Source organism: Ochrobactrum sp. BTU1, assembly GCA_018798825.1.
Classification (GTDB): Bacteria; Pseudomonadota; Alphaproteobacteria; order Rhizobiales; family Rhizobiaceae; genus Brucella.
Genome location: CP076354.1, coordinates 355,988 through 378,945 on the forward strand (window position 1 = coordinate 355,988; position 22,958 = coordinate 378,945).

A 22,958-nucleotide genomic window follows, 5' to 3' on the forward strand; every position below is an offset into this window, starting at 1 on the left:
CAAAATCTGGTTGTTGGCAGGGAGACCCTCATGCAGATCATCCATACGATTGAAGACTTACGGTTTGCGCTTGGCGCAGCGCGCAAGAGCGGTAAATCTATCGGCCTCGTGCCAACGATGGGCTATCTGCACAAAGGGCATCTCGAACTTGTTCGCCGCTCGCGTGAGGACAATGACGTCACCGTCGTTTCGATCTTCGTCAATCCGCTGCAATTTGGTGCCACCGAAGACCTCGACAAATATCCGCGTGATCTGGAACGTGATGCAAATCTACTCCGCAATGCGGATGTTGATTTTCTCTTCGCGCCTGCCGTATCGGATATGTATCCTCGACCGATGCAGACGGTGGTTGATGTTCCAACACTTGGCAACCAGATGGAAGGCGAGGCGCGCCCCGGCCATTTTGCGGGTGTTGCAACGGTCGTGAGCAAGCTTTTCAATATCGTTGGGTCTGACGCCGCTTACTTCGGCGAGAAGGATTTTCAGCAGCTCGTTATCATCCGCCGCATGGTGGACGATATGGCTATCCCGGTACGGGTCGTTGGTGTTGAGACGGTGCGTGAGGACGATGGGCTCGCTTGTTCATCGCGCAATGTTTATCTGACAGCTGAGCAGCGCGCCGCGGCAATCATCGTGCCAAAAGCGCTGGATGAAGCCGAGCGACTTTACCGCTCGGGCGTAGATGATCCTGAAGCATTGGAAGTAGCTATTCGAGTATTTATTGCGTCAGAACCATTGGCGGCGGTGGAAGTGTTGGCGCTTCGCGATCCGCAGACGCTAGAGCGCCTTGAGACTGTTCAGGGGAGGCCGCTTCTCGTCGCTCTATTTGTACGTTTTGGAAACACAAAGCTGCTCGATAATCGCGTGATTGCACTTGCCGCACAGGAAAAGGCCGCCTGACATGAGCGTCACCGTTAAGAAGAAGCGCCTTTCGCCGAAAGCAGTTCAAGCAATGAAGGGCGAGCGTCCGATTGTCAGCCTCACGGCCTATACGACGCCGATTGCCCGGCTGCTCGATCCGCATTGCGATCTTCTTCTGGTGGGCGATTCCGTTGGCATGGTGCTTTACGGCATGGATTCGACGCTTGCCGTTACGCTCGATATGATGATCGCGCATGGACAGGCAGTGATGCGCGGCGCGGAACATGCCTGTGTGATTGTTGACATGCCGTTTGGTTCTTATCAGGAATCGAAGGAACAAGCCTTCCGCAATGCGGCCCGCATCATGCAGGAAACCGGCTGTGACGGCGTGAAGCTTGAGGGCGGCGAGGAAATGGCTGAGACGGTTGAATTCCTCGTCAAGCGTGGCATTCCGGTCTTCGGTCATGTCGGGCTGATGCCGCAGCAGGTGAATATGGTTGGTGGTTTCCGCTCACTCGGTCGCGATGATGAAGAGGCCAACCGCATCCGCCGTGATGCCCAGGCTATTGCAGAAGCTGGTGCGTTCGCGCTGGTCATTGAAGGCACGGTTGAGCCATTGGCGCGCGAAATCACGCAGACCCTATCAATTCCGACGATTGGCATCGGTGCATCGCCTGCCTGTGACGGTCAGATTCTCGTTTCAGATGATATGCTTGGACTGTTTCAGGATTTTACGCCGCGTTTCGTCAAACGCTTCACGGAGCTTGCGCCGCAAGTGTCGGATGCTGCCAAAGCCTATGCGGAAGAAGTGCGCGCCCGATCATTTCCGGGACCGGAGCATGTTTTTGGTGTCAAGAAGTGACTAAGCTTACGATCTGACTGCTTTTAAAAATAGATCCTGAACGCCGCGAACCATTTCATCGCGCTCCGTGATGTTTGAGCGGATGATAAAATCATCGACAGCGCCATGCAGCGCATGAAACAGCAGCGTCGCCAGCAAGCGTGTGTTTTCGACGGACCAAGCACCCGCTGTCTTGCCTTCGCTCAACAGCTGATCAAGCCGGACGATTGCCGGGTTTTCCTGCATCACATGGCGCATAGGCGGGTGAAAGTCATGAAAAACCAGATCGTGCAGGCGATAATTATCGAGATAGCTCGCAATGCCTGTGCTGGCCCAGACAGCGAGACGAGTGTTCCAGTCATTGGCTGGAACACTGTTCATTTCGCTGTCAAGCCGCTCGCAATAAAAGCCAATGAAGCGCTCGCGTAATGCCACAAGGACATCGTCCTTGCTGCGAAAATGTAGGTAGAATGTACCCTTGGCGACATCGGCCTTGTGCACAATCTCGTCGACGCTGGTTGCTGCGAACCCCTTTTCCAGAAAGATCGTTTCAGCAGCAGACATAAGCTCGCTGCGGCGAATTTCCGCCGGTTTGGTGCGGGGCTTGGTCTTGGCTGCTGGGAAATCCTTCACTCCGGTTTTCAGGCTGCTTCCAGTTTTGCGCGGATTGCAGCTTTGTCAAAGGCAAGCTGGTTGGGTCGAACAACCCGTTCATCAAGCCAGTGCAGGGCGGCGTCGATATTTGAGAATGTACCGGCTGGCACGCGGAACAGTTTTTCCGCATCCATGCGGCTTGCTTCCTCATACACGGATTCAGGCACAATGCTAATCATGCCCATGACCTGATGGCGGATGCGTTCGGCATTCTGTTGAAACCATTGCTTGATTTCACGCGCTGCACCGTCTGGATGCTGAAGTGCATCCGTGTCGAGAAACCGCCGGATCGCAATGAAGGGCTTTCCTTCATCCAGCCATGCGTTCCAGCTATCGAAGAATGCGCGCAGCTCTTCAATGGTTGATGGGCCTTTGGCGAGCGTGACGATATAGGGCCACTGTTCGGTATCGTGAAACATAGAATCTCGCTTTTGCTGCGGCCTTCGAGTGTCGGTTCAAGCGGCATCCAGAAATCTGCGTTGCACGTCTGGAGGCAGCTGAAACCGGCCGCAAGCACTCATGTCTCGTGGTTATTGGGTCTGACAACCTGAAAGACCTGCACGCACACATTAGCCGGTCTCTCAGGTCGCCAATTTCACTGACTGATAGTCAGTCATTTATAATTTGCATGAAAATATGAATAAAGCAATCATGTTTCTTCAAAGAAACTGTTGCGACCAGCTGGCAGAGAGGGTGGCCCCGTAAAATCCAAATGAAAGGCCCACCCGCAACTCGCAGGCAGGCCTCCCGTGTTTTAGATCACTGGTCGCAAACGTTACTCTGCCAATAGCGATAAAGCGCTTCCACATCGCCATTTGTCAGCGTCTGCATCGCGCCTTTCAGTTGATGGTCAGTCCAGTCCCACCATTGCATTTCCAGAAGCATATTGACGTTCCTCTCATCGAAACGCGAGCGGATGGTGCGGGCAGGGTTGCCGCCAACAATCGCAAAGGGTTCAACATCACGCGTCACCAGTGCGCGCGTGCCAATAATTGCGCCATGGCCGATTTTCACACCCGGCATGATGATCGCTTCAGAGCCAATCCAGACATCATTGCCGATGACCGTATCGCCCGATGGGGCATAACCATTCGTGCTGCCTGCGAATATGTCCACTTCTGACATGAAGAAGAACGGGAAGGTGCTGATCCAGTCGTGTCGATGGCCCTGATTGCCCGCCATGATGAAGGCTGCACCTGATCCGATTGAGCAGAAGCTGCCAATGATCAGCTTGTCGGCACCTTCATCGGGCAGGAGAAAGCGGGCGCAGTCGTCGAAGCTGTGGCCATGATAATAGCCGGAATAATAGCTGTAGCGCCCGACGACGATGTTTGGATTTGTGACCTGTTTGTCGAGAGTGATGCCCTTGAATGGGCTTTCAAAGTAATTTTTCATGAGAATACTCACTGCATGAGTGCCGGTATCTAGCGCATCCCGAAAAGTGAGAACCGGTTTTCGGAATAGGATGCGCGTGAAACGAAAGGCTCGGCATTTATCCGCCTGCAAATATGCAAACGAAAACCCCGCAAGAAACCAGAGGTTTGCTTGCGTTCATGCTCCTGGTGATTGATTGCTCAAATCACGGGAGCGCGATGCAGGGGGTACTCGAACATTTTATCATGGTGACAAGCATAGCGCCCATCACGGCGAAAGCCAAGCAGGCCACGAACTAGTTCAGCTTCTCCAGGTTCTTTTCAAAGAAAGCTGCGATTTCAGCATTCATGCGCTGGTGAAGTGCAGTTCTCACGATGCCGGGATTATCAATGCAGAACCCGGCAACGAGCTTTGTAAGTTCTTCCGAGCATGGCGCGAGGAAGGTGAAGTGCCCGGCCTTTTCAATGACTTGCAACTGTGCCTTTGGCAGTTGAGGCGCAAGCGCCATGGCATTTTCTTGCGGCGATAATTCTCCATCCTGATCACCCACATAGATGAGTGTCGGTGCTGTGACTGACTTGAGAGTCTCGGCCCCGAAGATAACGCTCAGTGGTGCCATCAGGACATAAGCGCTGATGCGCGGGTCGGCTTGTGGGGCGAGGTCAGGGCGGTCAGTTCTGATCTTACCCTCTGCCTCGCAGACGCTATGATCATCTGGTCGTTTTGCGCAGTAAGCTTCAAATCGTGACAGGTCCGGCTTAGCACCTGCAAGGATGAGGCCGGTTGTGCCGCCTGCCGAAAAGCCGGCGAAACCGATGCGGTCCTTGTCGATATGGGGGGCGAGTGCAGCTTCGTCTAAAGCTGCCGTCAATGCTGCTGAAATCTGCATCGGGCGGCCATAGGTCGAACTGACGGTACCCAATCGGCTTGGGTCTTTAAAGTTGTCGCCGGGATGGGTCACACTCACAACGATGTAGCCATTGCGGGCAAGCGATGCGCCCAGATCATGATGCCCCCACATGCTGCCCATATTGCCATGCGACAGCAGGATCAGAGGAAAGCGGCCTTCTGCCATCGGTGCAGTGGGTGACGCCTGAACCTGATAAGGCCCAATTTTCGTAGCTTCCGTCTTTGCTGCACTGGGATAGAAGACGACTGCTTCCATGGGACGGCTATCGACCGGATCGACTACGGCAAGTTTCTTGAGACCGCTGCCATTGAAACTCTCGGCATTCGCCACGGATACGAGGCATAAAATCGCGGTGACGAGGGCGAATAATCTCAGAAGCATTTCAAAGCACTCCCAAGGGCAAATGACGCGTAGTCTGTAAATTCGAATTATAATAGCAAAAAGGGAGGCATGAGCCTCCCTTTCTATCTTTATGCGGCGCGTTTTACTTTTCGACGAAAGCCTTTTCGATCACGAAATGACCGGCTTCGCTCTGGCTGCCTTCTTCAAGACCGAGACCTTCGAGGATGACACGCATGTCCGCAAGCATTTCTGGACTCCCACAAAGCATCATGCGGTCGTCTTGCTCGGAGAATTTCGGAAGGCCGAGATCTTCAAAAATCTTGCCGGAGGTGATGAGATCAGTGAGGCGACCCTTGTTGCGGAATTCTTCGCGCGTCACGGTCGGATAATAGATGAGCTTCTCGCGCACCATCTCGCCCAAGAATTCGTCTTCTGGCAGTTCTTTGGTGATCAGATCAGCATAGGCCAGTTCGTTCACTTCGCGCACGCCATGCACGAGGATGATTTTCTTATAGCGCTCATAGGCTTCCAGATCGCGGATGATCGACAGGAATGGCGCAAGGCCCGTACCCGTGGAAAGCAGCCACAAATTGTCGCCTGGAATGAGATTGTCATAAAGCAGCGTGCCAACCGGCTTTTTGCCAACGATCAGCTTGTCGCCTTCTTTAAGGTGCTGCAGGCGCGAGGTCAGCGGACCGTCCTGAACTTTAATGGAGAAAAACTCGAGCTGTTCATCATAGACGCTGGAAGCAATCGAATAGGCCCGCAACAACGGTTTGCCGTTCACTTCAAGGCCGATCATAATGAACTGACCACTCTGGAAGCGTAGGCCCTGATCACGTGTTGTGCGGAATGAAAACAGCCTGTCGGTCCAGTGGTGAACGTCAAGAACGGTTTCCTGATAAAAATTGCTGCTCATGTCGGAACTGTCTCTGTTTCGCTTTTCACGGTGTCCGCTCAAAACAAGCGAACTTCATTGATCGCAATCATGGGGGGATCGCGTGTGGCTGCCTTCAGGGTGGCTTCCGCGGAGGTCGTGATTTGCCGGTATGCTGCACCATGCCCGGCCGACGATTACGGAAGTTGGAATAATGCTTCTGTGTCCCGACATCAAGAGTTAATCAGGTGTACACTTCGCGCAATTAAATCGAATCCAAACGCAGTCTCAAGAAAACACATCCTAATCAGACATGCCTTCGGAGTATGCTATGCTCCAAAGGCCTTGTTTTACATATCAGCGTGAGCTGCGCACCAGTGCGATTGCTGCAAAGAGAGCGACGCCCGACATCACGGCAAAGCCGATAAAAAGCCAGAGCGCTGCATTTGCAGTGCCTGCAACGCCGCCCGGATTGCTAAGACCCGCCAAGTTGGCAATCATCCCTGCCAGCGCCGCACCCATAGCTGTGGTGAAAAGCTGGACTGTAGTGAGTGACGCTGAAGCCAGATTCTGGTCCGCAGCTTCGGCACGTTTGAACACACGGGTAAGCAGGTGCGGCCATGTCATGCCGACGCCGAAGCCGACAATAATCATCGCAAGACAGATTGGCACCAGCGTGGCCCAATGACCATCGCTGCCCGGAGGCACGAGGATAGCAAGTGTCGCCATGCCGACAACGCCCATAATGGGTGCGGCAAGGATAACCTTGTTCACGCTCTTGCCTGTCACGCCGGATGAACCGATGGAACCCAACGTCCAGCTTCCACCCATAAGTGCAGCAAGATAACCGGCAATCAACGGAGACTGGTTATGCAAAACCTGAAAAAACAGGGGAACGAACACTTCAGAACTGGTGACCGATCCGCCCAGAAAACCCATGGTGAGATAAAGCGCACCAAGGCGGCTCAGGCTGAACGTACCTTTCGGCAGAATACGCTTTGTTGATCGATGCTCGACCCACACAAGCAACATCAGCACGGCAAGTGCGATCAACACGCCAGCGATATTCCAGAAAGCGCTTGGCGAAATGCTGGCGGCTGAGATGATCAGTACGGCCATTGTGAGCAGAATAAGCTGCGGCCATGCCAGTCGATCTTTGTTTTCAGCATTGTTGGTTTGCTTTGGCAAAATAACCATCGCCATCACCGCAAAAATAGCAATCACTGGCACCAGCGACCAGAAGGCAGCGCGCCATTGTCCCAGCTCGGCAAAAATGCCGCCAACGGCAGGGCCAACCAGTGTTGCCACACCCCACATGCCGGAAACCAGCGCAATGGCACGCGGCCAGAGCCGTTCACTGAACACGATGCGGATCATCGCATAGGAGAGTGCCAGCAACATACCGCCGCCTAACCCCTGCACAATACGCCCGCCAAGCATGGCTGGCATGGAAGGGGCGAAGCCGCAGATGAGCGTGCCAATGGCGAAGATGATGGCCGCGACCAGATAGGCATAGCGCGGCGCTGCCTGTGACAAGAGTTTAGGCACGAGAGCTGAGCCAAGGATCGACGCCGTCACGAACAGTGCTGTGTTCCAGGCATAATAATCCATGCCGCCAATATCGGCGACCACGGTTGGCAATATGGTTGTGGCAATGAAAACATTGATGGCGTGGAGCGCTACGCCACCGACGAGCGTTAGCGAACGGATCGCATTCTTGCCCGCGAACAATTCTCCCCAGCCTGCGGTAGCCCCTGCTGTTACAGTGGCGGCTGGATTTTCGGTCTGCATTTCTTTCCCTGGTCCTATCCCGCATTTCAGAGGCGGGTTAATGCCCGCTGTCCGCACGCGTTGGCGACCTTATAAAATGCTTTTTCAAACTTCGGAATGGGGCGTGAAGTAAAACAACGCCAATAAAAATCAAAAGGGGTTCAATTTAAGATGAAAAGTCCTATATGAAGCACAGAATTCAAAATCCGCCGCTGCGTTGGAGAAATTTTTCTCAAAACGTCTGTGGCGGATTTGTGTTTCTGTCACAAGGTTCCTATAAGCCTCTCCAAAGCGGCTTTTATAGTGCATCCCGAAAAGTGTGAAACGGTTTTCGGATAAGATGCGCGCCAGAGCAAATAACGTGCCCGCCAGCCAGCTGGATAGGCCATCTCCCCTAACTGACGACCCGGAACGACCATGATCCAGACGCCTTACTATCTGATCGACAAGACCAAGTTGAAGCGCAACATGGAAAAAGTTGCCTATGTGCGTGAGAAGTCCGGCGCAAAGGCGCTGCTGGCGCTCAAGTGCTTTGCTACATGGTCGGTGTTTGATCTGATGAGCGAATATATGGACGGTACAACGTCCTCCTCGCTCAATGAAGTGCGTCTTGGCCATGAGCGATTTGGCGGCGAAACCCATGCCTATAGCGTGGCCTATGCCGATCATGAGATCGACAAAGTCATCAGCCATGCTGACAAGATCATCTTCAATTCGATTGGCCAGCTCGAACGCTTTGCCGATAAGGCTGCGCATATCAAGCGTGGTCTGCGTCTTAATCCGGGCGTTTCATCTTCGACATTTGATCTTGCCGATCCGGCGCGTCCGTTCAGCCGTCTTGGCGAATGGGATGTATCGAAGGTCGAAAAGGTTATGGACCGCGTCACCGGCTTCATGATCCATAACAATTGCGAAAATTCCGATTTCGGTCTTTTCGACAAGATGCTGACCGACATCGAAGAAAAGTTCGGCTCGCTCTTGCATCGCGTTGAATGGGTTAGCCTTGGCGGCGGTATCCACTTCACCGGCGACGATTATCCGGTCGATGAATTCTGCGCACGCCTGAAGGCGTTCTCGGAAAAGTTCGGCGTACAGGTTTATCTGGAGCCGGGCGAAGCCTCGATCACCAAGACCACGACGCTGGAAGTGACTGTTCTTGATACGCTTTATAACGGCAAGAACCTCGCCATCGTTGATAGCTCGATTGAAGCGCATATGCTCGACCTGCTCATTTATCGTGAAAAGGCGAAAATGGCGCCAAACAATGGCGAGCATAGCTACATGATTTGCGGCAAGTCCTGCCTTGCTGGCGATATTTTCGGCGAGTTCACTTTCTATAAGCCGATTGCCATTGGCGACCGCCTCTCATTTGAAGATGCGGCCGGTTATACCATGGTCAAAAAGAACTGGTTTAATGGCGTGAAAATGCCAGCCATTGCCGTGCGCGAACTTGATGGCACGGTCAAATTAGTCCGTGAATTTGATTATGCGGATTTTGAAGGGTCGCTTTCTTAAAGATCCTTTTGCGGTCCTCAGACTGCGAAAAACTCATGTGTTCCGGGTGAGAAGGCAATCGGGACGGTTAACAGATGGCGGGTAACCGCTGGAAGAGGAAGCATCGACAGAAAATGAAGAAGAACGTTCTCATTATCGGCGCCGGGGGCGTGGCACAGGTTGTTGCACATAAATGTGCTCAAAACTCTGACATATTGGGCGATATCCATATTGCGTCCCGCACGGTTGAGAAATGCCGCAAGATTATCGATAGCGTGCATGAAAAGAAGAGCCTCAAGACTGAGGTGAAACTGGAAGCGCATGCTTTGGACGCGCTGGATATTGAAGCCACCAAGGCTCTGATCCAGAAGACAGGCGTTCAGATCGTCATCAATGTCGGCTCGGCCTTCCTCAATATGTCGGTCCTTCGCGCCTGTATCGATACGGGCGTGGCTTACATGGATACCGCGATCCATGAAGATCCGAAGAAGATCTGCGAGACCCCACCGTGGTATGGCAACTACGAATGGAAGAATTTGCAGGAATGCGAAGAGAAAGGCATCACCGCAATTCTCGGCATCGGCTTTGATCCAGGCGTGGTCAATGCCTATGCACGTCTGGCTGCTGACGATTATCTCGATGAAGTCAAATCCATCGACATCGTTGACATCAATGCCGGTTCGCATGGCCGCTGGTTCTCGACCAACTTCGACCCTGAAATCAACTTCCGCGAATTCACCGGCACAGTCTATTCATGGCAAGGCGGTCAGTGGCAGTCGAACAAGATGTTCGAAGTCGGCCAGACTTTCGATCTGCCTGTCGTCGGTCCAAGCAAGGCCTATATGACCGGCCATGATGAAGTGCACTCGCTGTCCAAGAACTACCCGAACGCCGATGTGCGTTTCTGGATGGGCTTTGGCGATCACTATATCAACGTCTTCACGGTGTTGAACAATCTCGGCCTTCTGTCCGAACAGCCGGTCAAGACCGCTGAAGGTCTGGAAGTCGTGCCGCTCAAGGTGGTCAAGGCCGTTCTGCCGGATCCATCGTCGCTTGCACCGGATTACACCGGCAAGACCTGCATTGGCGATTTCGTTAAGGGCACTAAGGACGGTAAGGAGAAGGAAGTCTTCATTTATAACGTTGCCGACCACAAGGAAGCCTATAACGAAGTGGGTAGCCAAGGCATTTCCTACACCGCTGGCGTTCCGCCGGTCGCAGCCGCAATCCTGATCGCTTCAGGCGAATGGGATGTGAAGAAGATGGTCAATGTGGAAGAGCTTAATCCAAAGCCTTTCCTCCATATTCTGAACCAGATCGGTCTGCCATCGCGCATTAAAGACGAAGACGGCGACCGCGCACTCGACTTCGCGTAAGCTTGAATACAATGATAAAAGAAAACCCCGCTTTAGCGGGGTTTTTTGTTTGTCGGACACGCGGTGCGAGGTGATTGAGATTTTTGTGATGACGAGACGAAAATGGTGTTTCTCGAGAACCGGAGCGGAATGTACTTAAAGGTACATGAGCACCGGAAGTGAAGAGAAGCGCCATTTGCAGTCCGTCAGCGCGTAAATATCAGTCGTCTCGGGGCCATGTGTCGGAAAGTCGATACCCACCCGGAAACGGATCGCTTGGATCAAGCATAAGCTGCGAAGTCCCCGTCACCCATGCGCGACCGGAAATGATCGGGCTGATGGCGGGTTTGCCAGCAAGGTCTACAGCCTTATCAAGTCGACAATGAAACTCCGTTCCAAGTACAGATTTGCCGATAAATCTTTCACCGACTTTCATCTGGCCCTTGGCGTACAATACGGCCATGCGCGCTGAACAGCCAGTGCCAGTTGGCGAACGGTCGAGCTTGGCCGGGCGGATAGCGACGGTGTTGACGCCGGTGAGTACGTCGCCATCGCGTGTCACTGGTTCAGTGATCTGGCAGAATGAAATGTGGTTCCAGTCTTTCTCAGGATGGCGGAAACCGAATTGTTCATTGGCGGCTTTGGTGATCTTCACGCCGATCTCGGCCAGTTCACGCGCCTGACCCGGCTCAATCTTCATGCCTATATGCGTCGCATCGACAATGACGAAACTGTCGCCGCCATAAGCAGTATCGACGGTAATTGTGCCAAGCCCTTCGATTTCCAATGTAGCATCCAGACGATCTGCAAAGGACGGCACGTTGCGGACACTGATGCGCTCGGCCTTGCCGTTGCGACATTCCGCCTCCACTTCAATGATTCCGCCGGGCGCTTCCAGCACTATGCGGGTTATCGGTTCCTGCATCGGGATGATGCCGCTATCCAGCAGAACAGTGGAGACGCAGATCGAGTTGGAACCAGACATTGGCGGGGTATCCGCGGGCTCCATGATGATGAACCCCATCTGCGCGCGCGGATCTTTGGGTGGGACCAGCAGATTGATATGGCGAAACACGCCGCCACGCGGCTCGTTCAACACGAAATTGCGCAAGGTCTCGTCGCTGGCAATGAAGCGCGACTGCTCCCACACGGTATCGCCAGGAGGAGGAGCCACGCCACCGACAATAACATCACCGACTTCACCTTCAGCATGACAACCAACAATGTGGATGACTTTGGTACTACGCATGGCTTTCCTCGCAAATTCGCATCGCCACTATTGGTAAATCACGCGGCGTCGCGGTCAACTGAAATACGGACGGAAAAATGCCGTTTTGCGACATGTGGGAAATTGATTTCCACGCATGTCAGCAGTTGAGAATTTACTTCTCAAGATGTGTTGCTTCTTTGTGCAAGTCTGATATCCATTGTGCTCTAATTTTGTGCAAATCGATGCGCAGCCCGCTTGGCTCCGGATCAATTTCTGGAACATACACAACGTTCCCGATAGAAATTGAATATTCCGAAAAGTTGGGGCGAAGTCGCTTTTAGCGATGGACGCTCTTAGCCGGCATGGGGCGATCGATATTCGTATCACGATGCTAAATTCCTCAGATTGACATGGTCTCTGACGTCATGGCGCGTGTTCTGGCTATGGATTGTCTGGCGGATTGACGGCCCCGGACAGTTCGGGGAGTAACTTGTGACCAATACAGTTGATGCGGGCTTTCGCGAGCCACAATTGAACAGCGTGCAGCGCTGGACCCGGGAAATGTCGACAGCCCTTAAACTGGGCTGGCCGCTGATTCTAACCAATCTTTCGCAAGCGGCATTGACGGCAACTGATGTGATTTTCATCGGGCGACTGGGCAAGGATACGCTTGCCTCGGCGCTGCTTGCGACCAGTTTTTATCATACGCTGATGATCTTCTCGATGGGCCTTGTCTCGGCTGTCATGCCGATGATTGCCATCGCGCTCGGCAAGAATCGGCATTCGGTGCGCGATGTTCGCCGTACCGTGCGTCAGGGCATGTGGTCGGCGATCATTATCTCGGTCCCAATCTGGATTGTGCTCTGGCATTGCGAGGAGATTTTCCTCTTCCTCGGTCAGCAGCCGGATATTGCGGCACGCTCAACGGATTTCATGCACACGCTGCAATGGGCGCTGTTGCCATATCTCTTCTACATAGTGCTGCGCTCTTTCTTTGCGGCGATGGAAAAGCCGATGTGGACGCTATTGATTGCGGCTGCTGCCATCGGGTTCAACGCGCTGGCGGGCTGGACGTTGATTTTCGGTCATTTTGGCTTCCCGCGTATGGAACTGCATGGTGCGGGTATCGCCACCACGCTGTCGAGCATCATGATGTTCCTTGGCATGGCCATTATCACCGTGCGCCATCACCGTTTTCGTCGCTATCGCTTGTTCGGTCGCTTTTGGCGTCCGGATTGGCCACGCCTGATTGAGCTATGGCGCATCGGTTTTCCGATGGCGCTGACCTTCGTATTTGAAACCTCGATCTTTTACGCAGCCGTCGTCATGATGGGCTATATCGGGCCGACAGCCATGGCAGCCCATGCGGTTGCCATTCAGGTGGCATCGCTCAGCTTCATGGTACCGCTTGGCTTTGGTCAGGTAGCAACCGTGCGCGTTGGCCGCGCCTATGGTCGTGGTGATCCGCAGGCCGTGGCCTATGCAGGTTGGAGCGCCTATGCGCTTGGCGTCGGCTTTATGGCGATCATGGGCCTGCTGATGATTCTCATCCCGCGCCTGTTTATCGGCGTATTCCTCAACCTTAAAGACCCGGAAAACTTCGCCGTTATCGAACTCGCGGTCACGTTCCTGGCGCTTGCTGCACTGTTTCAGATTGTCGATGGCGCGCAGGCAGTTGCAGCGGGCATGTTGCGCGGTCTGCGTGATACACGCGTTCCAATGTATCTGGCGCTGGTCGGATATTGGGGTGTGGGCCTACCGTTGGGCGCGCTGCTGGCATTCCAGTTCAAGCTTGGCGGTGCGGGTGTCTGGCTTGGTCTGGCAGCAGGGCTTGCTATTGTTTCGGTGCTGATGACCATGCGCTGGCGTCGATCGCTCAAGCGCATAGGTGCGGTTTAAGGACTGAACCTTAGCCTATTATATTATTCCTTAAGCTTGAATCAGTTTAAGGTAAAATTATGCTGTAAATATAAAGTGTTAGAGCACCGCGCGCCCAAAAGGACGCACGGTACTCTAGTGCGCATCAAGGGTGCAAAAAAACCGTACGGTGGAAGCCGTACGGCGTGATCTTTGATGCTGCGGATATCGTTATGTATCCGCTAAAATCAAATGCCCCCTATTATTTCGTAAGTGCAATAATACGGTCGAGCGCTGCACCATAGCCTTTCAATGAAATTTTGAAAGCGACAGCCTGGCTTGGGCTGAGTGCAGTCGCGCTGACGTTCAAATTTGTGCCAGCCTTGAGCGAGGCGACCTGCTTGGCATCAAAACTAACTGGCGCCAGACAGCCCTGCGGCAAGCACGTTGAAAAAGTCAAATGCGGGCCATCAACTTCGTCGATCTTGAGAGTGGAACCTTTTGCGAGATCAAGGCCAAATGGCATCAGAATGACACCTTCGACTTTGCCGCCGTTCACATTGCGCAACTCGACCGTCAGGACGCGCTGACCGGTCTGCGTACTGCTTTGATCCTGGCGGACGGCGCAAACTGTGTTGTCTTTTGCAGACTGGCAGGAAACTGTCCAATCCTCATAGGTTTCCTGCAAAGTGCTGGCCCCACCAGGGAGAGGTGCAGCAATAGCGGGAAGGCTCGAGATTACGGCAAAGCCTATTGTGAGACCGATTTGGCGATAGATTTTCATAAATAGATTCTCTGTTAATGGGCATTTTTTAAAAGGTTTTAACTCGAAATCAAACCTTTCCGATGCCAGTGTACATGACGTTAATTCTTTTACAATAGAAATATATTTGCAGAATAATAAATATAAGTAAATTATGAAATATGAATTATCTAAAAACATTAATTAATATATACTGGTGAATACTTAATTCATCGGGAGTGATGGTTTTTTATGAATACGGTGTGAGCATCAATGTAATTGGTGAATCTCAATATTTTAAAATCAATGCCATTAATTTATAGGCACCGAGTCGTATGTAGCAACATATAGGGTGTAATATTTTTGATAAAAATTGCTATATTTCAATGTAATTCTAAATAGTGTTTAAATTAACACACAATATTCGATAATTTTGAAATTGTAAAAGTTGCAATTGAGATTGTTGAGTTTTCTATTCTATCAGTCATTTGCATTAATTAACTTAGATTTGTTGGAGGCATTTTCAAAATGACTATTAAGGGACTTCTTCTCGGGTCAGTGGCAACTATCGCGGTGGGAACTGCTGCTGCGAATGCAGCTGATGCCGTTGTGGCTCCCGAGCCAGAACACGTAGAATATGTACGCGTATGCGATGCTTATGGAGCAGGCTACTTCTACATCCCGGGAACTGAGACTTGCCTGCGCGTATCTGGTTATGTCCGCTATGATCTGACCGGCGGTGATGATGTTTACGGTCGCGGATTTACAGATCGTGACGGTGCTGCGATTGGTGGCAAAGACTACGAGCGTAAGACCTGGGATAATAAAGCTCGCTTCACGCTGCGCCTTTCGACTGCTTCTGAAACCGAGCTCGGCACTCTCAAGACCTATGCTGAAACGCGATATGATTGGGGTAATGGCACGCCCGGTACGTCCGGTGAACTGCGTTACGGCTATATCGAGCTTGGAGGTCTCCGCGTAGGTCTCGACGAATCTGCATTCGTCACCTTTCCGGGCTATCTCGGCAATGTCATCAACGACGACGTCATCCTTGCAGGTGGCTATCGCACAGGTTTGATCAGCTACACATTCAATGCTGGTAACGGCTTCTCGGCAATTCTTTCGCTTGAACAGGGCAACAACGTCGATACCGATGGCAAGTATGGTTATAACGGCGCCATCAAGGATTATACGCCTCATGTCGTTGGCGGCCTGAAGTATGAGCAGGGTTGGGGTAAGATTGCTGCAGTCGCAGCTTATGACGCCCGCAATGAAGAATGGGCTGGCAAGGTTCGCGCTGATTTAAACATCACCGATCAGTTCTCGATCTGGGCTATGGGCGGATATAAGTCCAACAAGGACCAGTACATGAACGTAACAGATGGTTCGGGCAATGTTCTCGGACAGGTTCGTGCGATCAGCAGCTTCTACGGTACTTGGGGTGGTGATTGGGCCGTTTGGGGCGGTGCATCCTTCAAGGCAACCGAACAGGCAACCCTCAATGCGCAGGCTGCATATGATGGCAGCAGCACATTTGCAGCAACCGCAAATGTTGCCTACGAGCTGGTTCCTGGCTTTACTGTTACACCAGAAGTTTCCTACACCAAGTGGCAGGATGACAAGTCTTACCTGAAAGGCAAGGATGCTTGGCAGGGTATGGTTCGCTTCCAGCGCTCGTTCTAATACAAAGCATGGCCGCCACATATTGTGGCGGCCATACTTATTTTTGAATTAATACATTAATACTTATCCGTTTTCATATATCTATGAAAAAATACATGTAATTTTGAATTTAATATTCGATCAACTACATCACGAGATGCCATTGGATAGCGTAGAAGGACTGCGCTGTTTTAAATTCTGATCTCCAGTCGGAAAATGGCTGCGGCGGGCTTAACTATAATGTTAGGCCCGCCGCTTTTATTTGCGCTGTTATCGCGACAGCTTCATATGACGATTGACGTCCTTGTAAAGCAGATAGCGGAATTTGCCTGGCCCGCCAGCATAGCAAGCCTGCGGGCAGAAGGCGCGCAGCCACATGAAATCGCCCGCTTCTACTTCCACCCAATCTTGATTGAGGCGATAGACGGCTTTGCCTTCCAGCACATAAAGCCCGTGTTCCATGACATGGGTTTCGGCAAAGGGAATGACGCCGCCCGGCTCGAATGTCACGACTGTCACATGCATGTCGTGGCGCAGATCGTTTGGATCGACAAAGCGCGTTGTCGCCCATGCTCCATTGGTGTCAGGCATCGGCGTTGGTGCAATGGTCTTCTCGTTGAGGAAAAGCGGCTCCGGCACGTCAAGGCCCTCGACCTTTTCATAAGCCTTGCGCACCCAATGGAAGCGCGCGACGGCGCTTGAATTGTTGCGAAGCGTCCAGCCGCTCTTTGGCGGCAGATAGGCATAGCCGCCTTCGGTCAGCACATGGTCTTTGCCTGAAAGCGTGACGGTGATTTCGCCTTCGACAACGAACAACACACCCTGTGCGCCGTCATCAAGCTCTGTGCGGTCACTACCGCCGCCGGGCTGCACTTCCATAATATATTGCGAGAAAGTCTCGGCAAAACCTGATAGTGGGCGAGCGATGATCCATAGCCGTGTCTTGTCCCAGAAGGGCAGGAAACTTGTGACGATATCGCTGAATGTGCCTTTTGGAATAACCGCATAGGCTTCGGTGAACATCGCGCGATCAGTCAGAATTTGCGTCTGTGGCGGCAGGCCACCGGTCGGTGCGTAATAATTACGGCTCATTGTTGCCTCTGATCAATACAGTGTTTCGGGAAGAATATCTTTGAGCCGCAGCAGCGCGATGCGCTCGACCTGTTCGGATGCTGTTTCCAGCTCCGCCTGCTTGCTGTTTTCGACGCGCCGTTTGAAAGCATCGAGAATCTCATGGCGGTTGCGGCCCTTGACCGCGATGATGAACGGGAAGCCGAACTTATTGGTATAGGCGTCGTTGAGTTCGGTGAATGTCTTGCGTTCATCATCCGTCAGAGCATCAAGACCGGCAGATGCCTGCTCAGATGTGGATTCTGGTGTAAGGCGTTTGGCCGCCGCAAGCTTTCCTGCAAGATCGGGATGGGCACGCAACACACCGAGCTTTTCATCGTCTGATGCAGCGCGGAATGCCCGGACCAGAACCGTATGAAGACCGGATGCAGAATCGGCCAGTTCCGTCAGGCCGGTGTCGTAGGCGCGTTCGGCAATCCATGGCGAGTGCTCGAAAATCCCGCCATAGCGTGCAACAAAATCCGCCTTGCTGGCCTTGGATGGCACAACATCGATTTGTTTCGGTTTGTGATGTTCGTGCCAGTGACGCGCAATATCGACGCGCTTGGCAACCCACACCTTGTCATGGCTCTGTACGTAATCAAGGAAGCGTTCAAGTGCTGCCACACGACCTGGACGCCCGACCAGACGGCAATGCAGGCCAATCGACATCATCTTTGGCGCGCCTTCTGCACCCTCGCGATAAAGCACGTCGAACGTGTCTTTGAGATAGGTGTAGAACTGATCGCCGGAGTTAAAGCCCTGTGGCGTGGCAAAGCGCATGTCATTGGTGTCGAGCGTATAAGGCACGATCAGATGCGGACCCTTTGGCCCCTTAACCCAATAAGGCAGTTCATCGGCATAGGAATCGGCTGAATAGAGGAAACCGCCTTCCTCCATCACCAGCTTCAGCGTGTTATCCGACGGCTTGCCCTGATAAATACCGAGTGGGCGAGAGCCGGTAATCTCCGTGTGCAGACGTACCGCTTCGCGAATATGTTCGCGTTCTATCTCTTCGGGTACATCCTTATATTCCCACCAGCGCAGGCCGTGGCTGGCAATTTCCCAGTCGGCTTCCTTCATGGCGCTGATGGCCTCGGGATTGCGCTCCATGGCAAGGGTCACGCCATAGACAGTCACTGGCATGTTGCGTCGCGTAAACGCGCGCCACAAACGCCAGAAGCCTGAGCGGGCGCCATATTCGTAAATGGACTCCATATTGAGGTTGCGCTGGCCGTTCCATGCCTGCGCGCCGACGATTTCCGAAAGCAGGCATTCGGACGCCGGATCGCCATCGAGGATGCAGCTTTCGCCGCCTTCCTCATAATTGACGACAAACTGCACCGCTATATTGGCCCCACCCGGCCATTGTGGGTCTGGAGTGTTGCGGCCATAGCCAACCAGATTGCGCGGATAACTCATATGGAATTCCCTCGGTTTTTGTCTGTTTTGCCTATGATAATAAAGATTTACGCGGACCATTCCCCCTCAAAATTTTGAAAGACATCCAACGATTATCATCTTTCCCAAGACAGGACTTAGGTAAATACTCACAATCGGGAACAAGTGTGGTTCGCAATGGCTTGAATGTCGCGCGAAATAAACCACATAAAAACAAGTGCTTGCAATGGTTCTAACGGTGATGCCGGAAGAATCGTGCAGGCGGCAGGAGTACAAATGGGAAGCCAAGCAAGCGGTCAGGGCCGGTTAACGACGCATGTCCTTGATACGGTCAGTGGTAAACCAGCCGCAAATCTGCGCATCGAATTACGCCGCATCGAGAATCAGCAGGCAGAGATTCTGCGCGAAATCCGCACCAATGCTGATGGTCGCTGTGATGCGCCGCTGCTTGCGGGCGATGCGCTACATTCTGGTTCATATGAGCTGCTTTTCCATGTCGGCGAATATTTCGGCAAAAGCGATGATGCGATCCCGTTTCTGGATGTGGTGCCGCTACGCTTTGGTGTTTCCGACGAAAAGGCGCATTATCATGTGCCGCTTCTGGTTTCGCCATTTTCCTATTCAACCTATCGCGGGAGCTGAGCGATATGGGTCAAGCAGTCAGACATAATATCCGCTTTCTGCTGAACGGCGAGACAGTTGAGCTCGACCGCGTTTCGCCGACAGAAACCTTGCTCGATTATCTGCGTCTTTCCTGCAAACTGCGCGGCAGCAAGGAAGGCTGCGGCGAGGGCGATTGTGGTGCTTGCACGGTGCTGGTCGGCAAGATCGTTGGTGACGAACTCGTCTATGAAAGCGTGAATGCCTGCATCCGCTTCGTGGGCTCGCTGGACAGTTGTCATGTCGTCACCATCGAGCATTTGCGCGGCTGCGACGGTGGTTTGCATCCGGTGCAGAAGGCGATGATCGATTTTCACGGCTCGCAATGCGGCTTCTGCACGCCGGGCTTCGTCATGTCGCTTTATGGTCTGTGGATGCGCAATCCAAAGCCTGCGGATGCTCACATTGAAAAGGCGCTGCAAGGCAATCTTTGCCGTTGCACCGGCTACGAAGCGATCATGCGTGCAGCGCGTGTGATTTCTGACTACGGCACTTTGATGGACGATCCGCTTGCTGTTGAACGTGCGCATGTCATTAGCCAGTTGACGGAATTGCGTGATGGCGCGCGGGTTGAAGTGGGTAGTGGTAAAGATCGTCTGGTCGTGCCTGCCGATATTGATGATTTTGCCACTGTTTATGCAGCCGAAGCCAAGGCAACAATCGTTGCCGGTTCAACTGATGTCGGCCTTTGGGTTACCAAGATGATGCGCGATATTTCGCCGGTGATCTTTATTGGGCATCTCAATGAACTGCGCACAATGAGCGAAGAAGATGGCGTCATCACCATTGGTGCAGGCGTCACCTATACGGAAGCCTTTTCGTTTTTGGCAAAGCGTATTCCAGCGCTGGGAAGCCTCATCAACCGCATTGGTGGTGAACAAGTACGCAATATGGGCACCATCGGCGGCAACATCGCCAATGGTTCGCCGATTGGCGACACGCCGCCGCCATTGATCGCGCTTGATGCAAAGCTCACGCTCCGCAAGGGAACAGAACGCCGCACCATTCCTCTGCAAGAGTTCTTCATCGCCTATGGCAAGCAGGATCGTCAGCACGGCGAGTTTGTGGAAGCCGTGCATGTGCCAGTGCCGCTTGAAGGCAGTCAGTTTGCCATTCACAAGATTTCCAAACGGTTTGAAGAGGATATCACAGCAACGCTCGGTGCCTTCCATCTGACGCTTGATATGCAAGGCAAAGTCGCATCCATCCGTATTGCCTATGGCGGTATGGCTGCAACGCCCAAGCGGGCATCCAATGTGGAAGCAGCGCTGACGGGTAAACTATGGAATGAGGAAAACGTTGAAGCCGCACTCGAAGCCTATGGTCTCGACTATCAGCCTCTAAGCGATATGCGCGCGACAGCCGATTATCGTTTGCTGGTTGCGAAGAATTTGCTCCGCCGCTTCTATGCTGAAACGCAAGGTGAGAGCGAACCTTTGCGTAAGCCAAACGTTGAAGCTGCATAAGGAGGGTGACATGAACAAGCATCCTGCAAACGCAATCAAAGCCGCCCGCATTAAAGGTGGCGTCGCTACCGATCAGCGTCATGATTCAGCGCACAAGCATGTGACAGGCGAAGCGGTCTATATCGACGATATTCCGGAACCTGAAGGCACGCTGCATATCGGCGTCGGCTTCTCGACGGTCGCCCATGCCAAGATCAATGCTACGGACCTGTCTGCCGTGCGCGCTGCTCCCGGTGTCGTTGATGTGCTGACTTATAAAGATGTACCGGGCGAAAACGACGTCTCGCCATCGGGGATGCACGACGATCCGATCTTCGCGGTTGATAATGTTCAGTTCCACGGTCAGCCGATTTTTGCGGTTGTTGCCCGCACGCGTGATCAGGCGCGCCGCGCAGCCCGTCTTGCCAAGGTCGAATATGAAGAAATGCCGGGCCTGTTCTCGATTTCCGGTCTCGATGGTTACAAGGACAAGCTGGTTTTTACCCCGCTGACGCTCAATCGTGGTGATGCTCGCAAAGCCATTGATGACGCACCGCGCAAGGTCAAAGCGCGTATGAAAGTCGGTGGGCAGGATCACTTCTACCTTGAAGGGCAGGCCTCGCTCGCAATCCCTGGCGAAGATGACGATGTGACCATCTATTGCTCCACACAAGGCCCAAGCGAAACCCAGCATCTGGTCGCCCATGCGCTGGGTGTGCCGAGCCATTCGGTGACGGTTGAAGTGCGCCGTATGGGTGGCGGTTTCGGTGGTAAGGAAACACAGGCCAATCAATGGGCAGCGATTGCTGCTATCGCAGCCAAGAAGCACAAGCGCGCCGTTAAAGTTCGTCTTGATCGTGATGAGGATATGACCTCAACCGGCAAGCGGCATGATTTCATGATCGATTATGAAGTCGGTTTCGACGATGAGGGCAATATCCTCGGTGTCGATTATATGTTCGCGCTGAATGCGGGTTTCTCTGCCGACCTGTCCGGTCCGGTGGGCGACCGCGCGCTGTTTCATTGCGACAATGCCTATTTCTTCCCTGCCGTTCATGCGCAGTCGGCGCCGCTTTATACCAATACCGTTTCCAACACGGCATTTCGTGGTTTCGGCGGTCCGCAGGGCATGGTGGGGGCCGAGCGCGTGATTGAGGAAGTGGCTTTTGCTGTTGGCAAAGACCCGCTCGAAATTCGCAAGCTCAATTTCTACGATGCCATGGGCACCGAAGGTGGCACGCGCAATGTCACGCCCTATCACCAAAAGGTGGAAGATTGCATCATCCAGCGTATCGTTTCCGAACTTGAGGAAAGCGCTGATTACGCGAAGCGCCGCGAGGCAATCCGTGAATTCAACGCCAAAAGCCGCTATGTCAAACGCGGCATGTCACTGACGCCAGTGAAATTCGGCATCTCTTTCACCAAGACGGAATCCAATCAGGCTGGCGCGCTGGTGCATGTCTATAATGACGGCTCGGTGCATATGAACCATGGCGGCACGGAGATGGGGCAGGGGCTTCATCTGAAAGTGGCGCAGGTTGTGGCCGAAGAGTTTCAGATTGATCTTGATCGGGTAAAGATTACCGCAACAACGACCGCGAAAGTGCCAAACACAGCGCCTACGGCGGCATCGTCCGGTGCTGATTTGAATGGTATGGCCGCACAGGATGCGGCGCGTCAGATCAAGAAGCGCCTTCTTCATTTTGCAGCCCAGCAATATCAGGTGCCGGAAGATCAAGTCGTGTTTCTCCCGAACCGTATTCGGGTGGGCAATCAGGAGATCAGCTTCAACGATCTGGTGAAGCAGGCCTATATCGGGCGCGTGCAACTTTCAGCATCGGGTCATTACAAGACACCGAAAATCCACTGGGATCGCGCCAAGGGTAAAGGCCACGCCTTCTATTATTACGCCTATGGCGCGGCTTGCTCGGAAGTTTCCGTTGATACGCTGACCGGTGAATATGTGGTGGAACGCACCGATATTCTTCATGATACCGGGCGGTCGCTCAACCGCGTCATCGATCTTGGCCAGATTGAAGGCGGCTTCGTGCAGGGCATGGGCTGGCTGACTACGGAAGAGCTTGTCTGGGACGACAAAGGCCGACTGCGTACACATGCACCGTCAACCTACAAGATCCCGCTTGCATCAGATCGTCCGAAGATTTTCAATGTGGCGCTGACCGACTGGTCTGAAGCTTACGAGCCAACGATCCACCGCTCCAAGGCCGTAGGTGAACCGCCGCTGCCGCATGGCATGTCTGTGCTTTATGCGCTGTCGGACGCGGTTGCCAGTGTTGCCGATCACAAAATCAGTCCGCGCCTTGATGCGCCAGCAACGCCCGAGCGCGTGCTGATGGCTATCGAGCGGTTACGAAGTCAGAAAGGCTGATGCG

General features: G+C 53.1%; 19 protein-coding genes. 9 read left to right on the top strand and 10 right to left on the bottom strand.

Annotated features, from left to right (window positions below; translation table 11 throughout):
- The first annotated feature begins 30 nt into the window (after window positions 1-30).
- A complete protein-coding gene (gene panC / locus KMS41_01625) occupies window positions 31-900 on the top strand; it encodes a pantoate--beta-alanine ligase (GenBank protein ID QWK77972.1) in 870 nt (289 codons plus the stop codon).
- Between the two features lies 1 nt (window position 901).
- Window positions 902-1,723: a 3-methyl-2-oxobutanoate hydroxymethyltransferase gene (panB, locus tag KMS41_01630; protein ID QWK77973.1), complete on the top strand. Its 822-nt coding sequence runs from the start codon at window positions 902-904 to the stop codon at window positions 1,721-1,723.
- Window positions 1,724-1,729: 6 nt separating this feature from the next.
- Here the strand turns inward: panB and KMS41_01635 are convergent, their stop codons facing one another.
- The 6 genes from KMS41_01635 to KMS41_01660 all read right to left on the bottom strand — a co-directional run bounded on the left by KMS41_01635 (window position 1,730) and on the right by KMS41_01660 (window position 7,650).
- The gene (locus tag KMS41_01635) at window positions 1,730-2,335 is read right to left on the bottom strand and encodes a TetR/AcrR family transcriptional regulator (GenBank protein QWK77974.1); all 606 of its coding nucleotides are present in this window, start codon (window positions 2,333-2,335) and stop codon (window positions 1,730-1,732) included.
- 8 nt (window positions 2,336-2,343) lie between these two features.
- Window positions 2,344-2,775, bottom strand: a complete 432-nt coding sequence (locus KMS41_01640) for a hypothetical protein (GenBank protein QWK77975.1) — start codon at window positions 2,773-2,775, stop codon at window positions 2,344-2,346.
- Between the two features lie 340 nt (window positions 2,776-3,115).
- The gene (gene catB / locus KMS41_01645) at window positions 3,116-3,751 is read right to left on the bottom strand and encodes a type B chloramphenicol O-acetyltransferase (protein ID QWK77976.1); all 636 of its coding nucleotides are present in this window, start codon (window positions 3,749-3,751) and stop codon (window positions 3,116-3,118) included.
- Between the two features lie 274 nt (window positions 3,752-4,025).
- A complete protein-coding gene (locus KMS41_01650; protein QWK77977.1) occupies window positions 4,026-5,021 on the bottom strand; it encodes a prolyl oligopeptidase family serine peptidase in 996 nt (331 codons plus the stop codon).
- A gap of 103 nt (window positions 5,022-5,124) precedes the next feature.
- Window positions 5,125-5,901 carry a ferredoxin--NADP reductase gene (locus KMS41_01655; protein QWK77978.1) on the bottom strand — a complete coding sequence of 259 codons (777 nt, stop codon included), beginning with the start codon at window positions 5,899-5,901 and terminating at the stop codon, window positions 5,125-5,127.
- Window positions 5,902-6,216: 315 nt separating this feature from the next.
- On the bottom strand, window positions 6,217-7,650 hold the full coding sequence (locus KMS41_01660; GenBank protein ID QWK77979.1) for an MFS transporter: 1,434 nt from the start codon (window positions 7,648-7,650) through the stop codon (window positions 6,217-6,219).
- Between the two features lie 396 nt (window positions 7,651-8,046).
- Here KMS41_01660 and nspC point away from each other — a divergent pair, with 396 nt between their 5' ends.
- A complete protein-coding gene (nspC, locus tag KMS41_01665) occupies window positions 8,047-9,144 on the top strand; it encodes a carboxynorspermidine decarboxylase (protein ID QWK77980.1) in 1,098 nt (365 codons plus the stop codon).
- A gap of 113 nt (window positions 9,145-9,257) precedes the next feature.
- Window positions 9,258-10,499, top strand: a complete 1,242-nt coding sequence (locus KMS41_01670) for a saccharopine dehydrogenase family protein (protein QWK77981.1) — start codon at window positions 9,258-9,260, stop codon at window positions 10,497-10,499.
- Between the two features lie 199 nt (window positions 10,500-10,698).
- Here KMS41_01670 and KMS41_01675 read toward each other — a convergent pair whose 3' ends face one another.
- On the bottom strand, window positions 10,699-11,727 hold the full coding sequence (locus KMS41_01675; protein QWK77982.1) for a 4-hydroxyproline epimerase: 1,029 nt from the start codon (window positions 11,725-11,727) through the stop codon (window positions 10,699-10,701).
- A 453-nt stretch (window positions 11,728-12,180) separates the two neighbouring features.
- Between KMS41_01675 and KMS41_01680 the strand changes: the two genes are divergently transcribed.
- Window positions 12,181-13,587 carry an MATE family efflux transporter gene (locus KMS41_01680; GenBank protein ID QWK77983.1) on the top strand — a complete coding sequence of 469 codons (1,407 nt, stop codon included), beginning with the start codon at window positions 12,181-12,183 and terminating at the stop codon, window positions 13,585-13,587.
- Between the two features lie 220 nt (window positions 13,588-13,807).
- On the opposite strand, the gene KMS41_01685 is transcribed toward KMS41_01680, so the two are convergent.
- Window positions 13,808-14,329 (bottom strand): invasion associated locus B family protein, encoded by a 522-nt coding sequence (locus KMS41_01685; protein ID QWK77984.1) that lies wholly within the window; start codon window positions 14,327-14,329, stop codon window positions 13,808-13,810.
- 486 nt (window positions 14,330-14,815) lie between these two features.
- On the opposite strand from KMS41_01685, the gene KMS41_01690 reads away from it, so the two are divergent.
- Window positions 14,816-15,970: a porin gene (locus KMS41_01690; GenBank protein ID QWK77985.1), complete on the top strand. Its 1,155-nt coding sequence runs from the start codon at window positions 14,816-14,818 to the stop codon at window positions 15,968-15,970.
- Between the two features lie 249 nt (window positions 15,971-16,219).
- On the opposite strand, the gene KMS41_01695 is transcribed toward KMS41_01690, so the two are convergent.
- Both KMS41_01695 and puuE read right to left on the bottom strand, forming a co-directional pair.
- Window positions 16,220-17,041, bottom strand: a complete 822-nt coding sequence (locus KMS41_01695) for a (S)-ureidoglycine aminohydrolase (protein QWK77986.1) — start codon at window positions 17,039-17,041, stop codon at window positions 16,220-16,222.
- A 12-nt stretch (window positions 17,042-17,053) separates the two neighbouring features.
- Complete coding sequence (gene puuE / locus KMS41_01700; GenBank protein ID QWK77987.1) at window positions 17,054-18,481, bottom strand: allantoinase PuuE; 1,428 nt, start codon at window positions 18,479-18,481, stop codon at window positions 17,054-17,056.
- Window positions 18,482-18,736: 255 nt separating this feature from the next.
- On the opposite strand from puuE, the gene uraH reads away from it, so the two are divergent.
- The 3 genes from uraH to xdhB are packed head-to-tail and all read left to right on the top strand — an operon-like array spanning window position 18,737 to window position 22,954.
- Window positions 18,737-19,102: a hydroxyisourate hydrolase gene (uraH, locus tag KMS41_01705; GenBank protein QWK77988.1), complete on the top strand. Its 366-nt coding sequence runs from the start codon at window positions 18,737-18,739 to the stop codon at window positions 19,100-19,102.
- 5 nt (window positions 19,103-19,107) lie between these two features.
- A complete protein-coding gene (gene xdhA, locus KMS41_01710) occupies window positions 19,108-20,586 on the top strand; it encodes a xanthine dehydrogenase small subunit (GenBank protein ID QWK77989.1) in 1,479 nt (492 codons plus the stop codon).
- A 10-nt stretch (window positions 20,587-20,596) separates the two neighbouring features.
- Window positions 20,597-22,954: a xanthine dehydrogenase molybdopterin binding subunit gene (xdhB, locus tag KMS41_01715; protein QWK77990.1), complete on the top strand. Its 2,358-nt coding sequence runs from the start codon at window positions 20,597-20,599 to the stop codon at window positions 22,952-22,954.
- Window positions 22,955-22,958: the final 4 nt, after the last annotated feature.

What these genes read in the sequence shown, in the direction of transcription:
- panC (QWK77972.1), top strand. Translation starts at nt 31, where the DNA reads ATGCAGATCATCCATACGATTGAAGACTTACGGTTTGCGCTTGGCGCA.
- panB (QWK77973.1), top strand. Translation starts at nt 902, where the DNA reads ATGAGCGTCACCGTTAAGAAGAAGCGCCTTTCGCCGAAAGCAGTTCAA.
- KMS41_01640 (QWK77975.1), bottom strand. Translation starts at nt 2,775, where the DNA reads ATGTTTCACGATACCGAACAGTGGCCCTATATCGTCACGCTCGCCAAA.
- catB (QWK77976.1), bottom strand. Translation starts at nt 3,751, where the DNA reads ATGAAAAATTACTTTGAAAGCCCATTCAAGGGCATCACTCTCGACAAA.
- KMS41_01650 (QWK77977.1), bottom strand. Translation starts at nt 5,021, where the DNA reads ATGCTTCTGAGATTATTCGCCCTCGTCACCGCGATTTTATGCCTCGTA.
- KMS41_01655 (QWK77978.1), bottom strand. Translation starts at nt 5,901, where the DNA reads ATGAGCAGCAATTTTTATCAGGAAACCGTTCTTGACGTTCACCACTGG.
- KMS41_01660 (QWK77979.1), bottom strand. Translation starts at nt 7,650, where the DNA reads ATGCAGACCGAAAATCCAGCCGCCACTGTAACAGCAGGGGCTACCGCA.
- nspC (QWK77980.1), top strand. Translation starts at nt 8,047, where the DNA reads ATGATCCAGACGCCTTACTATCTGATCGACAAGACCAAGTTGAAGCGC.
- KMS41_01670 (QWK77981.1), top strand. Translation starts at nt 9,258, where the DNA reads ATGAAGAAGAACGTTCTCATTATCGGCGCCGGGGGCGTGGCACAGGTT.
- KMS41_01675 (QWK77982.1), bottom strand. Translation starts at nt 11,727, where the DNA reads ATGCGTAGTACCAAAGTCATCCACATTGTTGGTTGTCATGCTGAAGGT.
- KMS41_01685 (QWK77984.1), bottom strand. Translation starts at nt 14,329, where the DNA reads ATGAAAATCTATCGCCAAATCGGTCTCACAATAGGCTTTGCCGTAATC.
- KMS41_01690 (QWK77985.1), top strand. Translation starts at nt 14,816, where the DNA reads ATGACTATTAAGGGACTTCTTCTCGGGTCAGTGGCAACTATCGCGGTG.
- KMS41_01695 (QWK77986.1), bottom strand. Translation starts at nt 17,041, where the DNA reads ATGAGCCGTAATTATTACGCACCGACCGGTGGCCTGCCGCCACAGACG.
- puuE (QWK77987.1), bottom strand. Translation starts at nt 18,481, where the DNA reads ATGAGTTATCCGCGCAATCTGGTTGGCTATGGCCGCAACACTCCAGAC.
- uraH (QWK77988.1), top strand. Translation starts at nt 18,737, where the DNA reads ATGGGAAGCCAAGCAAGCGGTCAGGGCCGGTTAACGACGCATGTCCTT.
- xdhA (QWK77989.1), top strand. Translation starts at nt 19,108, where the DNA reads ATGGGTCAAGCAGTCAGACATAATATCCGCTTTCTGCTGAACGGCGAG.
- xdhB (QWK77990.1), top strand. Translation starts at nt 20,597, where the DNA reads ATGAACAAGCATCCTGCAAACGCAATCAAAGCCGCCCGCATTAAAGGT.